Source organism: Gaetbulibacter aestuarii (assembly GCF_039537665.1).
GTDB lineage: Bacteria > Bacteroidota > Bacteroidia > Flavobacteriales > Flavobacteriaceae > Gaetbulibacter_A > Gaetbulibacter_A aestuarii.
The window spans coordinates 270,794-287,768 of sequence record NZ_BAABAY010000006.1; the positions used below are offsets into that span (position 1 = coordinate 270,794).

Sequence of the window (16,975 nt, forward strand, 5' to 3'; positions counted from 1 at the left end):
TTAGTGACAAGGAATTGTTTACTTTATGTTTCATGCTCGTCATATATACGGCAAAATGCATGCCATGGTTTTATAAAAACCCACTATTTACGAGTATTCCGGGATTTTTCCCTTAACACCTTCAAAAAACTTATGCATGAACTTAAAATCCGCCTCCTTGTCATCCGTTGGATAAAAGGGTTTGGAAATTTTGTTTTGTTTATTCTCGAAATCAAAGGTGATCATGATAATTGGAACCTTAGCTTTTTTAGCAATATAATAGAAGCCCGTACGCCACTCCTTCACCTTTTTTCGTGTGCCTTCAGGAGCTAATGCTAAACGAAATTCTTCTTTTCCTTCAAAAATTTTTGCGATAGCATCAACCTTATTTTCATTGGTATAGCGATCTACAGGAGCGCCTCCTAAACTCCTAAAAAACCATCCGATCGGAAATGCAAAAAGCTCTTTCTTTCCAACAAAATTTGCTTTTAAGCCTATAATTTTTCGAGCCAGGATGCCAATGTAAAAATCGTGCCAACTGGTATGGGGAACAGCAATAATTACAGCTTTTTTTATAGCTGCTGGATCTAAGTTTTCACTGCCAACTACACGCCAACCTAAAATATTGTGATAAATAAATTTGGCCAGCCATTTCATCTGTTAAAATTTAATTGGTTAAAACGAATCAGATATAAAACCCAAAATTATTTTTAGTTACTATAAACCTTTCGTTTTGGGATATTTCTATTACATTTTCTGATATAATGATTTGATCTTTTCCGGAGTCATTATTTTTTTCCAATCGGGACCCAGGGCGTTTTCCCAAAGCGGATCTAAACTTAATGAAATTTTAATCATAATATCAAAATCTCGGTCGCTTAAATCGGCACATATACCTTGAGGTAATTTAATGTTGTGTTTTTCTTTCATGGCTTTAAACATGCGAACACCTTCAGGATAAAATTCTTCTAACTGATCAAAAACGATACAATTACCTATGCCGTGTTTCGTTCCTAATAAATAGGACAACCCATAACTTAGAGCATGCGCAACACCTACCTGAGAATAAACAATACTCATACCTCCATGCCAGGAGGCCATCATTAATTTTTCCTGAGCTTCCTCCGAACTAAGTTCACCTTCTAAAAAGACTTCTTTACATAATTTTAACGCCATTTCACCAAAGGTTTCACTGAACGTGTTGATATAAGTTCCTTTGAGGGATTCGATACAGTGGATGTAACAATCCATTCCGGTATAAAACCATTGGTCCTTCGGTACATCTTTAGTTAATTCAGAATCTAAAATAACCTGATCAAAAGGTGTGAAATCTGAATTAATACCAAGTTTTTTATCAGGTCCGGTTAAAACTGCCGTTCTGGAAACTTCAGCACCTGTGCCGGAAATGGTTGGAATACCTACATGAAATACGGCTTCATTTTTAACCAAATCCCAACCCTGATAATCCTTTGCATCACCTTTATTGGTTAGCATGATAGAAATAGCCTTAGCAATATCCATTATAGTTCCGCCACCAATTCCAATAATTCCTGAAGGACGTTCCTTCGTCATAAGTATGATTTCTTCCACCAGGGCATCCACTTGTTCAGTCTTAGGCTCTTCTTTAGCTGATACAAAAATGATCCTATCGTCGTAAGCCAGGGGAATTCTGGAAGTTATCCACACATTTGATCTAAAAACATCATCAACTAAAAAAATAAACGGGGCCTTAGTATTGATACGTTTGGGGGCTAATATATCTTCTAATTGATTAAAACTACCTCTGCCAAACATCACATTTGACACCATTGGAAAGTTCTTATAACTCATTTAATAGGTTTTTTTTACAAAACGTAAAAGTAGTACTTAAATTTATTTTTTAAGGGCTAATTTTGATGGATTTTTGTTAAATCTTAAACTTAGAATCCAACGTAAATTAACACTTTAATAGAGGTAATACTTCGCGTAATGTGCTTACTGTTTTATACATTTTTCCGTTAGTTTCAGATGCCTTAACTTGTTCATGAGCCCATGTGGTATGAAAAGGCACATGAATAGCATGAGCATTTAGATTCACTAAAGGCAAAATATCTGATTTTAACGAATTCCCGATCATTAAAAACGCTTCGGGCTTGATATCCAGATGGCTTAACAATTTTGAATAATTAGGCTCTTTTTTATCACTCAATACTTCAATATGATGAAAATATTTAGTTAAACCGGATTTCTCCAATTTCCGTTCCTGATCCAAAAGATCTCCTTTTGTAGCTAAAATCAAACGATACTTTTTTGATAACGTTTCCAAAACCGTTTCTACACCGTCTAACAATTCCACTGGCTTTTCAAGCATATCTTTTCCAATCTGTAAAATTTTCTCCATAGTTTCATTCGACACAGAATTATTAGATAGTTCCAAAGCGGTTTCCACCATAGATAACACAAAAGCCTTTATGCCATAACCATAAAGTGGCAGGTTGGCAATTTCATTTTTAAAAAGCTCCTGGTCTATTTTATTTGGCGTTTCATAAGGAGACAATAACTCACAAAAAGTAGCTTCGGCCTCACGAAAATAGGTTTCGTTAACCCACAGCGTATCATCAGCATCAAAGCCAATAACCATTATATTATCGTAATTTATTTCCATAGTTTGCGAGCATGTTCAAGATCTTCCGGGGTATCAATTTCTACACCTAAAATATCCGTTTCAACCATTTTAATGCGTTTTCCATATTCCAAATACCTAATACATTCAATTTTTTCCGAGGCTTCCAAAGACAACATGGGTAAGTGGTAAAAGTCTAATATAGCCTGCTTTCTAAAGGCATAAACACCTTTGTGCTTGTAATATTTAACGTGGGCGTTCTTGTCTCTGGGATAAGGAATAGGACTTCTGCTAAAATATAATGCAAAATTCTCTTTATCGACTATTACCTTAACCGTATTTGGATTGGTTATTTCAGCTTCGTCTGTAATATGAACCATTAAAGAGGCCAGATCGATTTCTTTCTGAGGATCATGTTTAAAGACCTCAATTAATTTGGAAAGTGACTTTTTATCAGTAAAAGGTTCATCACCCTGAACATTAATCACAATATCGATATCCATGTCTTCCACCGCCTCTGCAATACGGTCGCTGCCGCATTCATGTTCCTTTTTACTCATAATCACTTTGCCACCGTGCTTTTTAATTTCGTCAAAAATGATCGCACTATCAGTAACAACATAAACATCATCGAAAAGCCCTGTAGCCAAAGTAGCTTCATAAGTTCTTACAATAACAGGTTTACCTGCCAAATCCTGCATAAGTTTAGCTGGAAAACGAGAGGCACTGTAGCGTGCGGGAATCATGGCAATTATGTTCATGAGAGTATGCGTGATTATTCTTCAAAAGTAAAACAAAAATAGAAGTTTTGCGAGCTCCTTAAATTAATCTTTCCAAAGCGTATTTTAAATATGAAAAAAATCCTCTTTAAAACCGATCAAATAAAGTTTTTCTTTGGCCCGTGTTACAGCGGTGTATAGCCAACGTAAATACTCTTTATCGATACCATTGGGCAAATAAGGTTGCTCTACAAAAACGGTATGCCATTGGCCACCCTGAGATTTATGACAGGTAATGGCGTATGAAAATTTAACCTGTAAAGCATTAAAATAATTGTTGCTTTTTACCTTTAAGAACTTACGATAATTACTGCTTTCATTTTGATAATCCTTCATGACCTCCTGATAGAGTTTATTAGAATCATCATAGGATAAGGAGGGCGTTTCTGCATCAATGGTATCCAGGAGTAAAACCGTTTCAAACGGGCGCATTCGCGGATAATCTACCATACGAACCTTTACTTCCGCAAAGCGGAAACCATAAAGTTCTTTAATATTAAAGATCTCCAGAATTTCAATAATATCGCCATTGGCAATAAATCCAGCTTCGGTAGTAGGCTTTATCCAGAAATAATTGTTTTTCACAACCATAAGATAATCCCCGGAAGTGATTTCATTTTCATTAAATAAGATCCGACTTCGGATTTGTTGATTATATAAATTGGCGCGTTTATTACTTCGCACGATAATAGTGGTTTCTTCGTTTCCTAAGGTACTGTAAGCGTCATTTATGGCGTCCATAATTTCGTAACCATCAATAAGCCGTACAATATCTTTAAAGCCTTTGAGATCGAATTTAAATTCATCGAAAATTTCTTCATTTAGAACATCGCGGAGTTTGGTGGCGTTTGCTAAAATTCCGGAATCCTGTTCTTGGCGCACCACTTCATCGAGTTCCATTTTAGTTACCTGTTTATTGTAATTCAGTTCCAGAGTGTTCTCGTTCAAGGCCGGACTTAAATCCAATTTCACCGGCGGCAACTGCGCCGTATCACCAATAAGTAATAATTTACACTGATGTCCGGAATAAACATATTGCATGAGATCATCTAAAAGCGATCCATTTTCAAATAATTTGGAATCCCCGGGCGTATCAGGAATCATGGAAGCTTCATCGACTATAAATAAGGTGTTTTTATGCTTATTGGGTTGCAATACGAATTTAACACCACCACCCTTTTCCTTTTTAGGGAAATATATTTTTTTATGAATTGTAAAGGCTTCTTTATTTGAATAATTCGAAATAACCTTAGCCGCTCTCCCGGTAGGTGCCATAAGTACTGCACTCTTTTTGGCTTTCCATAAATGGGTAACAATAGTACCTATAATCGTGGTTTTTCCCGTACCGGCATATCCCTTTAAAACATAAAGCGCATCGTTATTCTTTGAAAAAATAAATTCTGAGAGTTGTTGTAGTACAATATTTTGTTTGAGGGTGGGTTCAAAAGGAAATTGCTGTTTTATAAGGGAATAAAATTCTGATGCCGTCATTTAGTCTCTGCAAATTATATTTTATTCAAATATAGAAATGATTTTTAGTCTCTTTTGATTTTAACGATTAAAAAAAAATTGTAGATTTGCTAAATACCATTAATAAAAATTAAAAACTATTATGCTAAATATTATTCTTATTGCAGTTGCGGTAATTTTAGTTACAGTTGGCTTGGTGAAGCTGGTTGATAAATTTATCCCACAAAAATTCAAGCCTATATTAAATATTCTTTTATGGATTTTAATTATTTTTCTAGGATACCAAACCTACAATTCTATTTATGATCCTATTCAATTTAACAAGGTAAAACAAAAACGTTACGCTAAGGTCATTGAAAGTTTGAAAGATATCAGAGATGCTGAGTTAGCTCACAGAACCGTTACTGGAAAATTTACTGATAGTTTTGATAATCTCATCAAATTCATCGATACTGCGCAATATACCATTACACAGCGTCGTGACTCCACGGTAATTGATGAGGCTTTAACTAAATTATATCAAGTAGAAACTACAAAAGATATTGTAGTCATTGATACTTTAGGCTTTGTTTCTGTAAAGGATTCATTATTTAAAAATTCAGATCGTTACAAGACCATGATGAATGTTCCTGTAGGAAAACCGGGAGCAAAATTCCAATTGCAAGCAGGATTCTTAGATCAGAATGATATTAAAATACCTGTTTTTGAAGCTTCTGTAAAAAAGGATGTCATTTTATACGATCAGGATAGAGATCTTTTAATTCAGGAAAATCAAGTGGTTTCTGTGGACGGTGTAAATGGTGATGCCTTAAAAGTAGGTTCTATGAACGAAGTGAAAACTGGAGGAAACTGGCCGATAACTTATGGCGATAACGAATAAGAACATCAACAAAAACAATAACTTAACTAACAAAGAACTGTCCATTCAACTGAGTTTGAATGGACTTTCTTTTTGTATTCTAAATCGAAATAATCAAACCGTAATAACCTTAAAGGATATTCCTTTTGAAAAAAAGTTAAATCCTTTAGAATTACTTGATAAACTAAAACATGTTGTGAATACTAATGAAGATTTGCAGCATGCTTTTGATCAGGTCATCGTTATCCATGATAATGAGTTGTCTAGCCTGGTTCCCAAGGCATTATTTAAAGAAGAATTTAAAGCGGATTACCTGAAATTCAACACCAAGATTTTAAAATCCGATTTTATAGCTCACGATACGATTAAAATAAATGACAGCGTTTGTGTTTATGTGCCTTATGTGAATATCAATAACTATCTTTACGATCTTTATGGCGAGTTCGTTTATAAACATGCTGCTACAGTATTGATCGAGTCGATTTTAAAGTTGGAAAAAAATCAGGATAAGCTCAATTTTTATGTGAATGTACATGTATCACATTTTGAAATTGTGGTTGTTGAAAAAGCGAAACTCATACTTTACAACAGATTTGAGTACAATACCAAAGAAGATTTTATTTATTACATTCTCTTCGCTGCTGAACAATTGGGTTTAAATCCGGAAACCCTTAACCTGATCTTTTTAGGAAAAATAAATAAAGATAGTCCTTTGTATATAATAACGTTCAAATACGTTCGGTTTGTGTTTTTGGGTCGCCGCGAAGATGCCTTCAAATACAGTCTTGAAGCCCAGCCAGAAGATCATCATACTAATTTTACACTTATAAAAAGTTTGTAATGCGAATCATTACCGGAATTTATAAAAGTCGAAAAATTCAGGCTCCTAAAAACCTACCTGTGCGACCTACAACGGATATGGCCAAGGAATCCTTATTCAATATTCTAAATAACCTTTATTATTTTGATTCCATAAAGGTGCTAGATCTTTTTTCCGGAACCGGAAATATCAGTTATGAATTCGCCTCAAGGGGCACTGAGGATATAACTTCGGTAGACGATCATTATGCTTGTATCAAATTCATAAATGAAACGGCTTCAAAATTTCAAATGGCTATAAACGCAATAAAAAGTGATGTTTATACTTTTTTAGGGCATGCCACTCAGAAATTCGATATCATTTTCGCAGATCCACCTTATGATTTCTCCCAAGATCAATTTGCGAAAATTCCCAAATTGGTGTTTCAAAATGAGCTCTTAGAAGACGATGGCATTCTGATTATCGAACATTCCAAACATACCGACCTCTCTCAGGAAGATCGATTTAGTTATTCAAAAAATTACGGGGGTTCTGTTTTTAGTTTTTTCGAATAAAAAAACAAAGCTCTTTTTGCAAAGAGCTTGTTTATTCAAGTAAATCTATAAGCCGAATTCTGTACTTTTTCTTTCTTAAAAAAGAATTCTCAAAAAAGAAAAAGCCCTTATCATTTATCTGAGTCATTTGTTACCAAATCACTTTAGCTGCCTACCCTCCGGCATCGGGCGTGCCACCCTAAAACGCCGGTATACATGGCATTGCACCGCACAGAGTTTACCTGATTTCACTACAGCATGACCTGTACATACTTTCTGTTGCACTTTTCCTGATCTCACGACCGGTGGCGATTAACCACTGTGCTGCACTGAGGTGTTCGGACTTTCCTCCATTCGTAAAACGAACAGCGATAAGGCGATTTACTTAGGTTGCAAAAGTACATAAATTGTTAATAACTCCTATTAAATATTGAATCTGTAATTCTGAATTATCAATTGAATTTTTAACTTTGTTACAACGACGATTTTTGAATTTTTTCTATTGAAATAATCGTTCTAAACACCTGCGAAAGCAAGCTATATGGAACATTTTATAGTATCGGCCCGAAAATACAGACCACAAACCTTCAAGGATGTTGTAGGGCAGCAGGCTATTACCAATACACTACTAAACGCCATTGAAAATAATCATTTGGCCCAAGCGCTCTTATTTACCGGACCACGAGGTGTTGGCAAAACCACGTGTGCGCGTATTTTAGCTAAAATGATCAATAGTGAAGGACGTGATTCCGGGGATGAAGATTATGCTTTCAATATTTTTGAGCTGGATGCGGCTTCAAATAATTCGGTTGACGATATCCGTAATTTAACCGATCAGGTGCGTATTCCACCTCAGGTGGGGAAATATAAGGTGTATATTATCGACGAGGTTCATATGTTGTCACAATCGGCATTTAATGCCTTTTTGAAGACCTTGGAAGAACCTCCAAAACACTGTGTGTTTATATTGGCCACCACCGAAAAACACAAGATCATTCCAACGATTTTATCGCGATGCCAAATATTTGATTTTAAGCGTATTACGGTTAAAGACGCGAAAGAATACTTGAAGTATATTGCTGAAGAACAGGGCGTTACCGCCGATGATGACGCGCTTCATATTATTGCTCAAAAAGCAGATGGTGCTATGCGTGATGCTTTATCGATTTTTGATCGTGTAGTTAGCTTTTCCGGCAAGAATTTAACCCGACAAGCAGTAACAGAAAATCTTAATGTGCTGGATTACGAAACGTATTTCACCAGCACCGACCTGATTCTGGAAAATAATATTCCCGAGCTACTTTTGCATTTCAACAGTACGCTATCAAAAGGTTTTGACGGCCATCATTTTATTGCCGGCTTAGCCTCTCATTTCAGAGACTTGCTCGTAAGTAAAACACCCGAAACAGTTGATTTGCTTGAAGTTGGTGATGAAACTAAGAAAACATATCTGGAACAGGCCAAAAAAGCGCCTGAGAGTTTCCTCCTTAAAGCTATTGAACTTGCTAACGATTGTGATCTCAAGTACAAAAGCAGTAAAAATCAACGTTTACTTGTTGAATTATGCCTTATGCAGCTTGCCTCTATCACTTTTGATGGAGAAAAAAAAAATAGCAATCACTACATAATACCGGCTTCTTATTTCAAAAACAAAGGCATTGCTCCTATTCCGGTAAAAATACCTGAACCTGAGACCAACAAGAATACTTCAAAAATTGACACTAAAAAGTCTGTTGAGGAACCAAGTTCTAAAGAGCCTGTAGAGCAATTTAAGGTTAAAGAACCTCCAAAAATAGTCCTGGATAAAACACATAAAAAACCTTCCGGTTTATCCATTAGTAGTATTCGAAAAAAGAAAGAGCACCAGATCAAGCAAATGGATGTTGTTGTTGATGAGGAGGAACTTCCTAAGGAGGATTTCACTGAAAAAGAACTCCTAAGCGCCTGGCAACAATATGTCGATTCTATTCAAAAGAAGGGGCAGTTCAATATGGCGTCTATTTTAACTATCGACAAACCAAAACTTGACGGCACCACAATTAAGTTAGTTTTCCCGAATGAAACGAACAAGTACGAGCTGGAACGAGACCAATACAATCTTCTGGGATTCCTTCGAAAAAAATTGAACAACTTCGATATCAGCCTGGATATCGCTGTAAATGAAACTAAGGAAAAGCAGTTTGTTTACACTACACATGAGAAGTTTGAGAAACTTAAAGAAAAAAATCCTAATATTGATATTTTAAGAAAAACATTCGATCTCGATCTTTAGGATTTTCAAATCAACGAAACATGAAGCAGATCTTTCTTTTTTTTAGTCTCATTGGTATTATTTTTTTCAGTTGCGACGGTCGCTATCACCATTACGACACAAATGCGGAGGTTTTGAAAAAAAGCCGGTTATATAACTCGTTTTCCAAACAAATCGAATTTATTCCAGAGAAAAGTGTGGAAATTCAAACGGATACGATTTTGTCCAACGGCTTTGAACTTCATCTGAAATACACAGCTCTCGATGATCAATATAAAAAGTTTACACTTCAAACAAACCCACCGAAAGAGCTGAATTATTTGGAATTTGGATCAGAGGTTGTATGTAAAAAATCTGGTAACATTATATTAAATAAAAGAATCGATAAATCGCTTTTTACAAATTTTAAAATTTCGGAATCTTGGGATCTCGCAATTATGCAATACGTTTGGATAGATTACGAAAGCTCCTTAAATGAAAAGGTTTGTTTGAAAACAGCTTTTTATTTTCCAGAAACGCGTTCATATCGCGATTTTACCATAGAAATTGATGATGAAGGTGAAATGCATATCAAGCAAAATTCATTTGTTTCAAAATTATCTTAAATTATGCTTGGACTAAAATTACCAACAGACCCAAGATGGGTTAATATTGTTGAGAAAAATATTGAAGACATCTTAACGGACCATGCCTTTTGTGAACAAAAAGCAGCGAGTACCGCGATCTCGCTCATTGTAAGTTTTCCGGAATATACGGATCTGGTCAAGGAAATGACTGCTTTGGTTAAAGAAGAGATCAGTCATTTTAAAATGGTTCACGATAAAATCATTGAGCGCGGCTGGACACTGGGTCGTGATCGTAAAGATGACTATGTAAATAAGTTGGTGCAATATTTTCCGAAGGGAGGCAGCAGAACAGATCAGCTCGTTCATCGCTTACTTTATGCCGCTTTGATAGAAGCCCGAAGTTGTGAACGCTTCCGATTGCTTTCAGAAGAACTTGAAGACCAGGAATTAGCTACATTTTACAGAAATTTAATGGTAAGCGAAGCGAATCACTACACTATGTTTCTCGGTTTTGCCAGACAATATGGCGATCGCAGAGTGGTTGATAAAAAATGGCAGGATTTATTAGATTATGAAGCCCAAATTATGGTCGACCTCAGTAAATCTGAAACCATTCACGGTTAAAATTTATAACCAATCCCTATTTGTAAAGTTCTGTTTTTAGCTGAAACGCCGTAATCGGTGTCAAAAATATTGGTTAGGCCATAATTGTAACGCAGATCAGCAAACATCACATAATTGATTTTATATTCCAAACCTGCAACACCGGAGAACGCAAGGTCCTGAAGGTTGTCGTCTACTTTTGGAATATTCAAACCTACTTGCGGACCTAAGCCAAATTTTATTTTTTCGCTTATTCTAAATTGAAGCATTACAGGTAATTGAATATAATCTAAATGTAATTCTTCTTTATTAGCGCCTTCGGCTGAAAATTGAAGCTCTGGAATTAAAGCAACGGTTCTAGACAAACCTAAGTGGGCTAAAAACCCAATGTACATGCTATTTCGGTGTTTATTGGTAACGTTGGGAACACCATCAAAATCTAAATTTGAAATAGTCATTCCGCCACGCACCCCAAACTTAATACCTTGCATCCCGCCTACCGGTTCTTGCTCCTGGTATTCATCAGTGCTTTGGTTAGGATCTGCTTTCGGTTGGTCTTCCTGAGAAAAACCAGATAATGAAAGCGTAAAAAGAAAAAGAAAAAGTAATGTTGATTTCATAAGCTTTAGCTTTAAAGTTAAGTTTAAAAGTAAATTTTATCAGATTTTTTAAATCTGATTTACTTCGTGTAAATGTTTGGGAGCGTATAACTTAGTTATACAATTCGAAAACGAATATAGAAGAAAAGCTCTTAAAAAAACTATTTTAAAAGTTGAAGTGCAAAATTTTACTGTGTATTGCTCGAAACAGTATCGTAGTATATACTTTTTATGATGCCATCGGCCAATCCGATTTTAGGAACTATGATGTTTTTGGCACTGCTCCATTTCATGGCTGAAAGGTAAATTCGCATTGCCGGAATAATGACATCGGCACGGTCTTGATTCAAGTTGAGTTCTGTAATACGCTCTTCATAAGAGTAACTTTGCAAGGTATTGTAATACGAGGTCATGTAGAAATAAGACAAAGGTTTTCCAAGTTTTTTACCTGAATTTTTAAATATCTTATTTATATTTCCTCCGGAACCAATCACTGTGATCTTCTCATATTTCTTGGTATACTGGGCTATCCATACTTGTAGTTCATCCCAGGCTTCCTTACTCACCATATCATTCAACAATCTTACAGTTCCTATTTTAAAAGATCGGGAAATAACCTTTTCTCCCTGATCAATAATTGAAAACTCAGTACTTCCGCCACCAACATCAACATATAAGTAGGTTTTGGAATCGTCAATAAAGGTATTTAGGTCGGTAGCTGCAATAATTGCGGCTTCCTCTTCACCGTCGATGATATCAATACTAATATCAGCATGTTTCTTAATCATCTCAGCCACTTCTCTGCCATTAGACGATTCGCGCATAGCGGAAGTTGCACAAGCTTTATATTTTACCACTTTATGTGAATTCATTAACAGTTTAAAAGCCAGCATGGTATCCAGCATACGTTTGGTATTTTCTTTTGATATCTTTTGTTTTACAAAAACATCCGCTCCCAATCGGATGGGTACTCGCACCAATGAATTCTTTTTAAATTGAACAGGTTTTCCTTTTTGTTCAATAATATTTGAAATTAGCAAACGCACGGCATTCGATCCGATATCAATGGCTGCATATTTTTTTATTGAAAGCATATTAGCTGTTTAGTTTCTTTAGGTAATAATCGTAAGTCGCGAACTGTGATCTTACAGGTGCTTCATCATTTTTTCTGTAAATATTTTCTTCAGATCTGTTAATTAATCTGGCCTTTACATTATCACTCCAACTAATATTGAAAACATCAATAATTTCTTGCTTAATAGTTTTGTCGTAAATCGGACATGATACTTCCACCCTGCTCTCGATATTACGTGTCATCCAATCCGCCGAGGAAATATAAACTTTTGAATTACCGTTATTTCCAAAGATATAAACACGAGGATGTTCTAAAAATTTATCAACGATACTAATCACCTCAATATTCTCACTCATCCCCTTCACACCGGGAATTAAACAACAAATTCCTCTGATGATTAATTGAATTTTCACACCTGCATTACTGGCTTCATATAATTTATCAACCATGGTATAACTGGACAAGCTATTCAATTTTAAGCGAATTAGTCCCTCTCCGCCTTTTTTAGCGATTTTTATTTCTTCATCAATGAGTTTAAAAAAGGCTTTCTGGCTATAATGAGGTGAAACGATAAGGTGTTTATAGGTATTAATCTTATAATTGATTTCAAAGAAATTAAATATTTTATCAACGTCTTTAAGGATCGCTTTATTTGCCGTGAATAGCGTATAATCCGTATAAATTTTTGCCGTTGATTCGTTAAAATTTCCTGTACTTATAAAGCCATAGCGCCTAATCTTTTCATCTTCTTGTCGTTCAATAACACACATTTTACTGTGTACTTTTAACCCGGGAACGCCGAAAATCAAATTAATACCTTCACTTTGCATTTGCTGTGCATAATCAATATTGGCCTGCTCATCAAAACGAGCCCGAAGCTCAATAGAAACCGTAACACTTTTTCCATTTAACGCAGCATTAATCAATGAACTGGCGATATGCGAAATTTCGGCCAGGCGGTAAATCGTAATCTTTATGGTTTTAACTTTCGGATCAAGTGCTGCTTCACGCAAAAATTTAACCACATAGGAAAAAGTTTGATAAGGCGTGTATAGCAAATAGTCCTTCTTTTTAATAGCAGAAAAAAGACTGTCCTGTAAACTTAAGCCTTTAATGGGTAAAGGTTCTATTTTATCGTAAAGGAGATCCGTTCGGCCTAAACTAGGGAAATTCATGTAATCTCTACGGTTATGGTAACGCCCGCCGGGAATTATGCTATCCGTATTATCGATACCCATTTTCGACATTAAATATTGAAGGGTTTCCTTATTTATGTTTTTATCATACACAAAGCGCACCGGCTCACTAATCTGACGGTGTTTTACACTTTCAGATATCTTTTCCATAAAACTCTTACTCAGGTCGCTATCAAAATCTAACTCACCGTCACGTGTAATCTTGATCATATGAGCAGAAATATCTTTATAATCGAAAATATAGAAGATTTCTTTTAAACAATACCGCAACAGATCATCGATCATGATAATATAACTTTGGTCCCCTTCTTTTGGAAGCACAATAAATCGATTGATAGATTTCGGAATTTCAATTAGGGCAAACTGCTTTTCACCATTTGAAAGTACCATGCGAACAGCCAAATAAGCGGCACTATCCTTTAAGTTAGGTAACGTTGCCAGGTCATTAAGAATAATTGTAACCAATGCCGGACTTACCTTTTGAAGAAAATATTTATTGATATAATCCTGATGACTTCCCGCGATCTGGGTTTCATCAATAATATGAATGTTATCCTTTTCAAGTTGTTTTTTAATATTACTTAAAATATCAAGGCTTTCACTTTGCTGATCAATAACAATTTCAGTAATAATCTCTAGAAGCTCTTTTGCCCGAATACCACCAAGCTCGCTTTTACCACCACGTCCTGCTTCAACAATACGTTTTACAGTGGCGTAGCGTACTTTAAAGAATTCATCGAGATTATTTGAAAATATCCCTAAAAAACGAAGCCGCTCTAGCAAGGGAACTTTCTCATCCGACGCTTCCTGAAGAACCCGGGCATTAAATTGAAGCCAGCTGATTTCTCTATTGATATAACTATTTTGATTTTGAAGCGTGTTTGGAGTCATGAATAAATAAATACTTTGAAACAAATATATTCTATTTCAACGTAAATAAAGAGAGTTTTTCAGTTAAGAAATGAATAGATTTTTAGAATTATATCATTTTAAATCGGCAGGGAATATCGTAAGTTTCGTAAGTCCGGGTTTCAAATCCTTCCAATAATTTATATCGAGCTCTAAAACTACTAATCCGGATGTGGGAACATTGTCTATAAATTCACTTCCAAAAGTATTCACGAATGCTGTAAAAGCATGGTTATGACCAAAAACCATCAATGAATTAACAGAATCCGAGCAAGATTTAATAGCTTGGGTTAACAATTCGCCTGAAAAATCATATAAATTATGTTGAAAAATGACGTTTGAATGATTGATTTTCAAAATTTTAACAAAAATACTACAGGTTTCCGCAGCACGTTTAGCGTCACTTGAAAGTACCAGATCAATACCCATATTTTCCTTCTGAAAAGCTTGGGCTACCCTATGCGCATCTTCGATTCCACGGGGTTTTAGAGGACGTTCATGATCGATCACATCGTGTTCCCAGGATGATTTTCCATGTCTGACAAGAATAATTTTTTTCATTTTTTATCGATGAAATGTTGTTTTTATTCGATAAATTGTTATTTTTACCGATGAAATTAATTTTTAGCTATTAACAATAAACCATAAAATTACACAAAAACCTACGAAGGACAGTATCCGAAAAACGCTTAAATCTTAAAACATATTGAGTTTCTAGTTCACTATCGACGAAAGGAATCTTTTCAACGATATAGGACTTTAAAACTTCCCTTAAACGTTTTTTTGGGTTATTTAACATTTTTTTTTGAAGAAATTAAGCTTGTTAGCTTCCTTTGTTTCACCTACTTACACCAAAACACGAATTATCATGACCCCAAAATCGAATAATCCATACCAGAATGGGCCTTGTGCTCAAAATTTCCCTCACAAATTTATTGTTAAACCACTAAGTGAAACGCAAAGCATTTAGAGGCATTTTTTTATTGCTCTAAATCTATTTTTAGCTATTAACCACTAACATTTTTGTGATATGGGAAAACATTACAAAAGTAACTATAGAAAATCTGGTAATTTGAAAGTAATTTATTTTACTTTCCTATTTTGTTTCCTTTTGTTTGGATTCCAAGGAAACTCCCAGCAAATATTAACCCCTGATAATAATATTGATTGTACAACAGATCCTGACGGGGGAAATTGTTCTTCAAGTAATGTTAAAATATTAGGTGCTTACATTGGAGACGCAAATGGAAACGTAGTCAACGATAATAATGTCGGAACTTATAGTGATACAGACTTATTTTACGTTTACGTTAAAGTTGATGCTAGTGGGCAAGGAAAATATGATCTTTATGCTCAGTTTTATCTGATTGATCTTTCAGAAGGAGGTAGTACCTCATTTGTAAAAGCCTTCACACCTGGATTAATTGTTACCGGAGATTATAAAATTGATTATCCCATTGAAAATTATGTCTCTAATGGTCAAGTTAATCTAGTTATAGGATTAGAAGACATTTTAATTTCATGGGATAATAAGAATGATAATACACCGACTTGTCCAACAGGAAACTACTCCACCTGTAATGGTGGTATACCAGATATTGTTGCCGAAGGGCCTTTTAAAGTTTATTCAAAGTACGACCCCATATTGTGTAATGGTGATACTACTGATGTTACTATTGGAGTAAGTGGTGGAACTACGCCCTATAATTATACCATTGATTCCAATAATACAGGAGGAACTGCGACTTGGACTTCTCCAACGCTTATATTTAATGGAGCTTCTAGCGGTACAATAAGTGTTACACTCACAGATAGTAATAGTCACTCAGAGACCATTACTGTTAATTTAACAGAACCAACGGAACTCGTTAACACAACTGATCCAAGCTCAGGTAATTTAGATTGTGCATCCTCTACAACGGATGCTTCATTTACTGCTAGTGGTGGTACGGCACCTTACACTTATACCATTGATAATAATACAACCGGAGGTACCGCCAGTTGGACTGCTCCAACACTAACGTTTACTGGGGCATCTAATGGTACAATTACTGTAACCTTTACTGATGCCAATGGTTGTAGTGCAACAAATAGTATTGCGTTTAACTATAGCGATAACTCACCGCCTACAATAACATGTCCTACAGCTGTGACGGCTAATACTTCTGATGATGGAACTGGAAATTGCACCACATCCGTTGATTTAGGAACTCCTTTAACAAATGATAATTGCGGTGTTAAATCCGTAACGGCCTCAGTAGATGGAGGTATTATTGACCCTACTACCTATTTGTTTTCAACTGGAAGTACAGACGTTACCTGGACAGTAACTGATAACTCTGATAACATTGCAACTTGTGTGCAAACGGTTACCGTGGTTGATAATGAACATCCTGGATTTAATGCACCTGCAAATATTGTTTTAGAGTGTGATCAAGATACCTCTGATCTGAGTATCACTGGAAACCCTAATATTTATGGTGATAATTGCGATCCTAATCCGGTTGTAACATATTCTGATGCAATAACAGAAGGAATTTGTGCAAATTCTTATACGATAACAAGAACCTGGAGAGTTACTGATGTATCAGGAAATTATCATGATCACAACCAAATAATTTTTGTTGAAGATACTACCGATCCTACAGCATCTAATCCTGCACCTATTACCGTGCAGTGTGCTGATGATGTGCCTGCTCCGGATATCTCCGTAGTAACAGATGAAGCTGATAAC

General features: G+C 35.5%; 16 protein-coding genes and 1 other RNA gene. 7 read left to right on the forward strand and 10 right to left on the reverse strand.

The features are described from left to right. Nucleotides 1–87: 87 nt before the first annotated feature. From ABD682_RS13070 to ABD682_RS13090, 5 genes are all read right to left on the reverse strand, one after another. Nucleotides 88–636 (reverse strand): 1-acyl-sn-glycerol-3-phosphate acyltransferase, encoded by a 549-nt coding sequence (locus tag ABD682_RS13070; RefSeq protein ID WP_344741962.1) that lies wholly within the window; start codon nt 634–636, stop codon nt 88–90. A 90-nt stretch (nt 637–726) separates the two neighbouring features. Further along, nucleotides 727–1,809: an iron-containing alcohol dehydrogenase family protein gene (locus tag ABD682_RS13075; RefSeq protein ID WP_344741963.1), complete on the reverse strand. Its 1,083-nt coding sequence runs from the start codon at nt 1,807–1,809 to the stop codon at nt 727–729. A gap of 106 nt (nt 1,810–1,915) precedes the next feature. Beyond that, nucleotides 1,916–2,623 carry an HAD family hydrolase gene (locus ABD682_RS13080; RefSeq protein ID WP_344741964.1) on the reverse strand — a complete coding sequence of 236 codons (708 nt, stop codon included), beginning with the start codon at nt 2,621–2,623 and terminating at the stop codon, nt 1,916–1,918. Next, nucleotides 2,614–3,342 carry a 3-deoxy-manno-octulosonate cytidylyltransferase gene (gene kdsB, locus ABD682_RS13085; protein WP_344741966.1) on the reverse strand — a complete coding sequence of 243 codons (729 nt, stop codon included), beginning with the start codon at nt 3,340–3,342 and terminating at the stop codon, nt 2,614–2,616. The genes ABD682_RS13080 and kdsB overlap by 10 nt, the downstream gene beginning before the upstream one ends. An 84-nt stretch (nt 3,343–3,426) precedes the next feature. Next, nucleotides 3,427–4,851, reverse strand: coding sequence for an ATP-dependent DNA helicase (locus ABD682_RS13090; protein ID WP_344741967.1), 1,425 nt, complete (start codon nt 4,849–4,851; stop codon nt 3,427–3,429). Nucleotides 4,852–4,972: 121 nt separating this feature from the next. Between ABD682_RS13090 and ABD682_RS13095 the strand changes: the two genes are divergently transcribed. The 3 genes from ABD682_RS13095 to ABD682_RS13105 are packed head-to-tail and all read left to right on the forward strand — an operon-like array spanning nt 4,973 to nt 7,063. Further along, nucleotides 4,973–5,710 carry a hypothetical protein gene (locus ABD682_RS13095; protein WP_344741969.1) on the forward strand — a complete coding sequence of 246 codons (738 nt, stop codon included), beginning with the start codon at nt 4,973–4,975 and terminating at the stop codon, nt 5,708–5,710. Continuing rightward, nucleotides 5,694–6,530, forward strand: coding sequence for a DUF3822 family protein (locus ABD682_RS13100; protein ID WP_344741970.1), 837 nt, complete (start codon nt 5,694–5,696; stop codon nt 6,528–6,530). The genes ABD682_RS13095 and ABD682_RS13100 overlap by 17 nt, the downstream gene beginning before the upstream one ends. Further along, nucleotides 6,530–7,063 carry an RsmD family RNA methyltransferase gene (locus tag ABD682_RS13105; RefSeq protein WP_344741972.1) on the forward strand — a complete coding sequence of 178 codons (534 nt, stop codon included), beginning with the start codon at nt 6,530–6,532 and terminating at the stop codon, nt 7,061–7,063. The genes ABD682_RS13100 and ABD682_RS13105 overlap by 1 nt, the downstream gene beginning before the upstream one ends. Nucleotides 7,064–7,095: 32 nt before the next feature. Here the strand turns inward: ABD682_RS13105 and rnpB are convergent. Beyond that, nucleotides 7,096–7,430: RNase P RNA component class A (gene rnpB, locus ABD682_RS13110), an RNA gene on the reverse strand. Between the two features lie 153 nt (nt 7,431–7,583). On the opposite strand from rnpB, the gene ABD682_RS13115 reads away from it, so the two are divergent. From ABD682_RS13115 to ABD682_RS13125, 3 genes are read left to right on the forward strand one after another with little or no spacing between them, the layout of a single operon-like run. Continuing rightward, nucleotides 7,584–9,314, forward strand: coding sequence for a DNA polymerase III subunit gamma/tau (locus ABD682_RS13115; RefSeq protein ID WP_344741973.1), 1,731 nt, complete (start codon nt 7,584–7,586; stop codon nt 9,312–9,314). 20 nt (nt 9,315–9,334) lie between these two features. Next, nucleotides 9,335–9,898 carry a hypothetical protein gene (locus ABD682_RS13120; protein ID WP_344741974.1) on the forward strand — a complete coding sequence of 188 codons (564 nt, stop codon included), beginning with the start codon at nt 9,335–9,337 and terminating at the stop codon, nt 9,896–9,898. Between the two features lie 3 nt (nt 9,899–9,901). Beyond that, nucleotides 9,902–10,483 (forward strand): MiaE family protein, encoded by a 582-nt coding sequence (locus tag ABD682_RS13125; protein ID WP_344741976.1) that lies wholly within the window; start codon nt 9,902–9,904, stop codon nt 10,481–10,483. Here the strand turns inward: ABD682_RS13125 and ABD682_RS13130 are convergent. From ABD682_RS13130 to ABD682_RS13145, 4 genes are all read right to left on the reverse strand, one after another. Beyond that, nucleotides 10,480–11,082, reverse strand: a complete 603-nt coding sequence (locus ABD682_RS13130; protein WP_344741977.1) for a porin family protein — start codon at nt 11,080–11,082, stop codon at nt 10,480–10,482. The two genes, ABD682_RS13125 and ABD682_RS13130, sit on opposite strands and share 4 nt — an antisense overlap. A gap of 167 nt (nt 11,083–11,249) precedes the next feature. Further along, entirely contained in the window at nt 11,250–12,155 is a 906-nt protein-coding gene (locus tag ABD682_RS13135; protein WP_344741978.1) for a Ppx/GppA phosphatase family protein, read from the reverse strand. A gap of 1 nt (nt 12,156) precedes the next feature. Then, the gene (ppk1, locus tag ABD682_RS13140) at nt 12,157–14,223 is read right to left on the reverse strand and encodes a polyphosphate kinase 1 (RefSeq protein ID WP_344741980.1); all 2,067 of its coding nucleotides are present in this window, start codon (nt 14,221–14,223) and stop codon (nt 12,157–12,159) included. A 93-nt stretch (nt 14,224–14,316) separates the two neighbouring features. Further along, entirely contained in the window at nt 14,317–14,802 is a 486-nt protein-coding gene (locus ABD682_RS13145) for a SixA phosphatase family protein (RefSeq protein ID WP_344741981.1), read from the reverse strand. A gap of 469 nt (nt 14,803–15,271) precedes the next feature. On the opposite strand from ABD682_RS13145, the gene ABD682_RS13150 reads away from it, so the two are divergent. Beyond that, the coding region (locus ABD682_RS13150) for an HYR domain-containing protein (protein ID WP_344741983.1) at nt 15,272–16,975 on the forward strand (1,704 nt) is incomplete at its 3' end.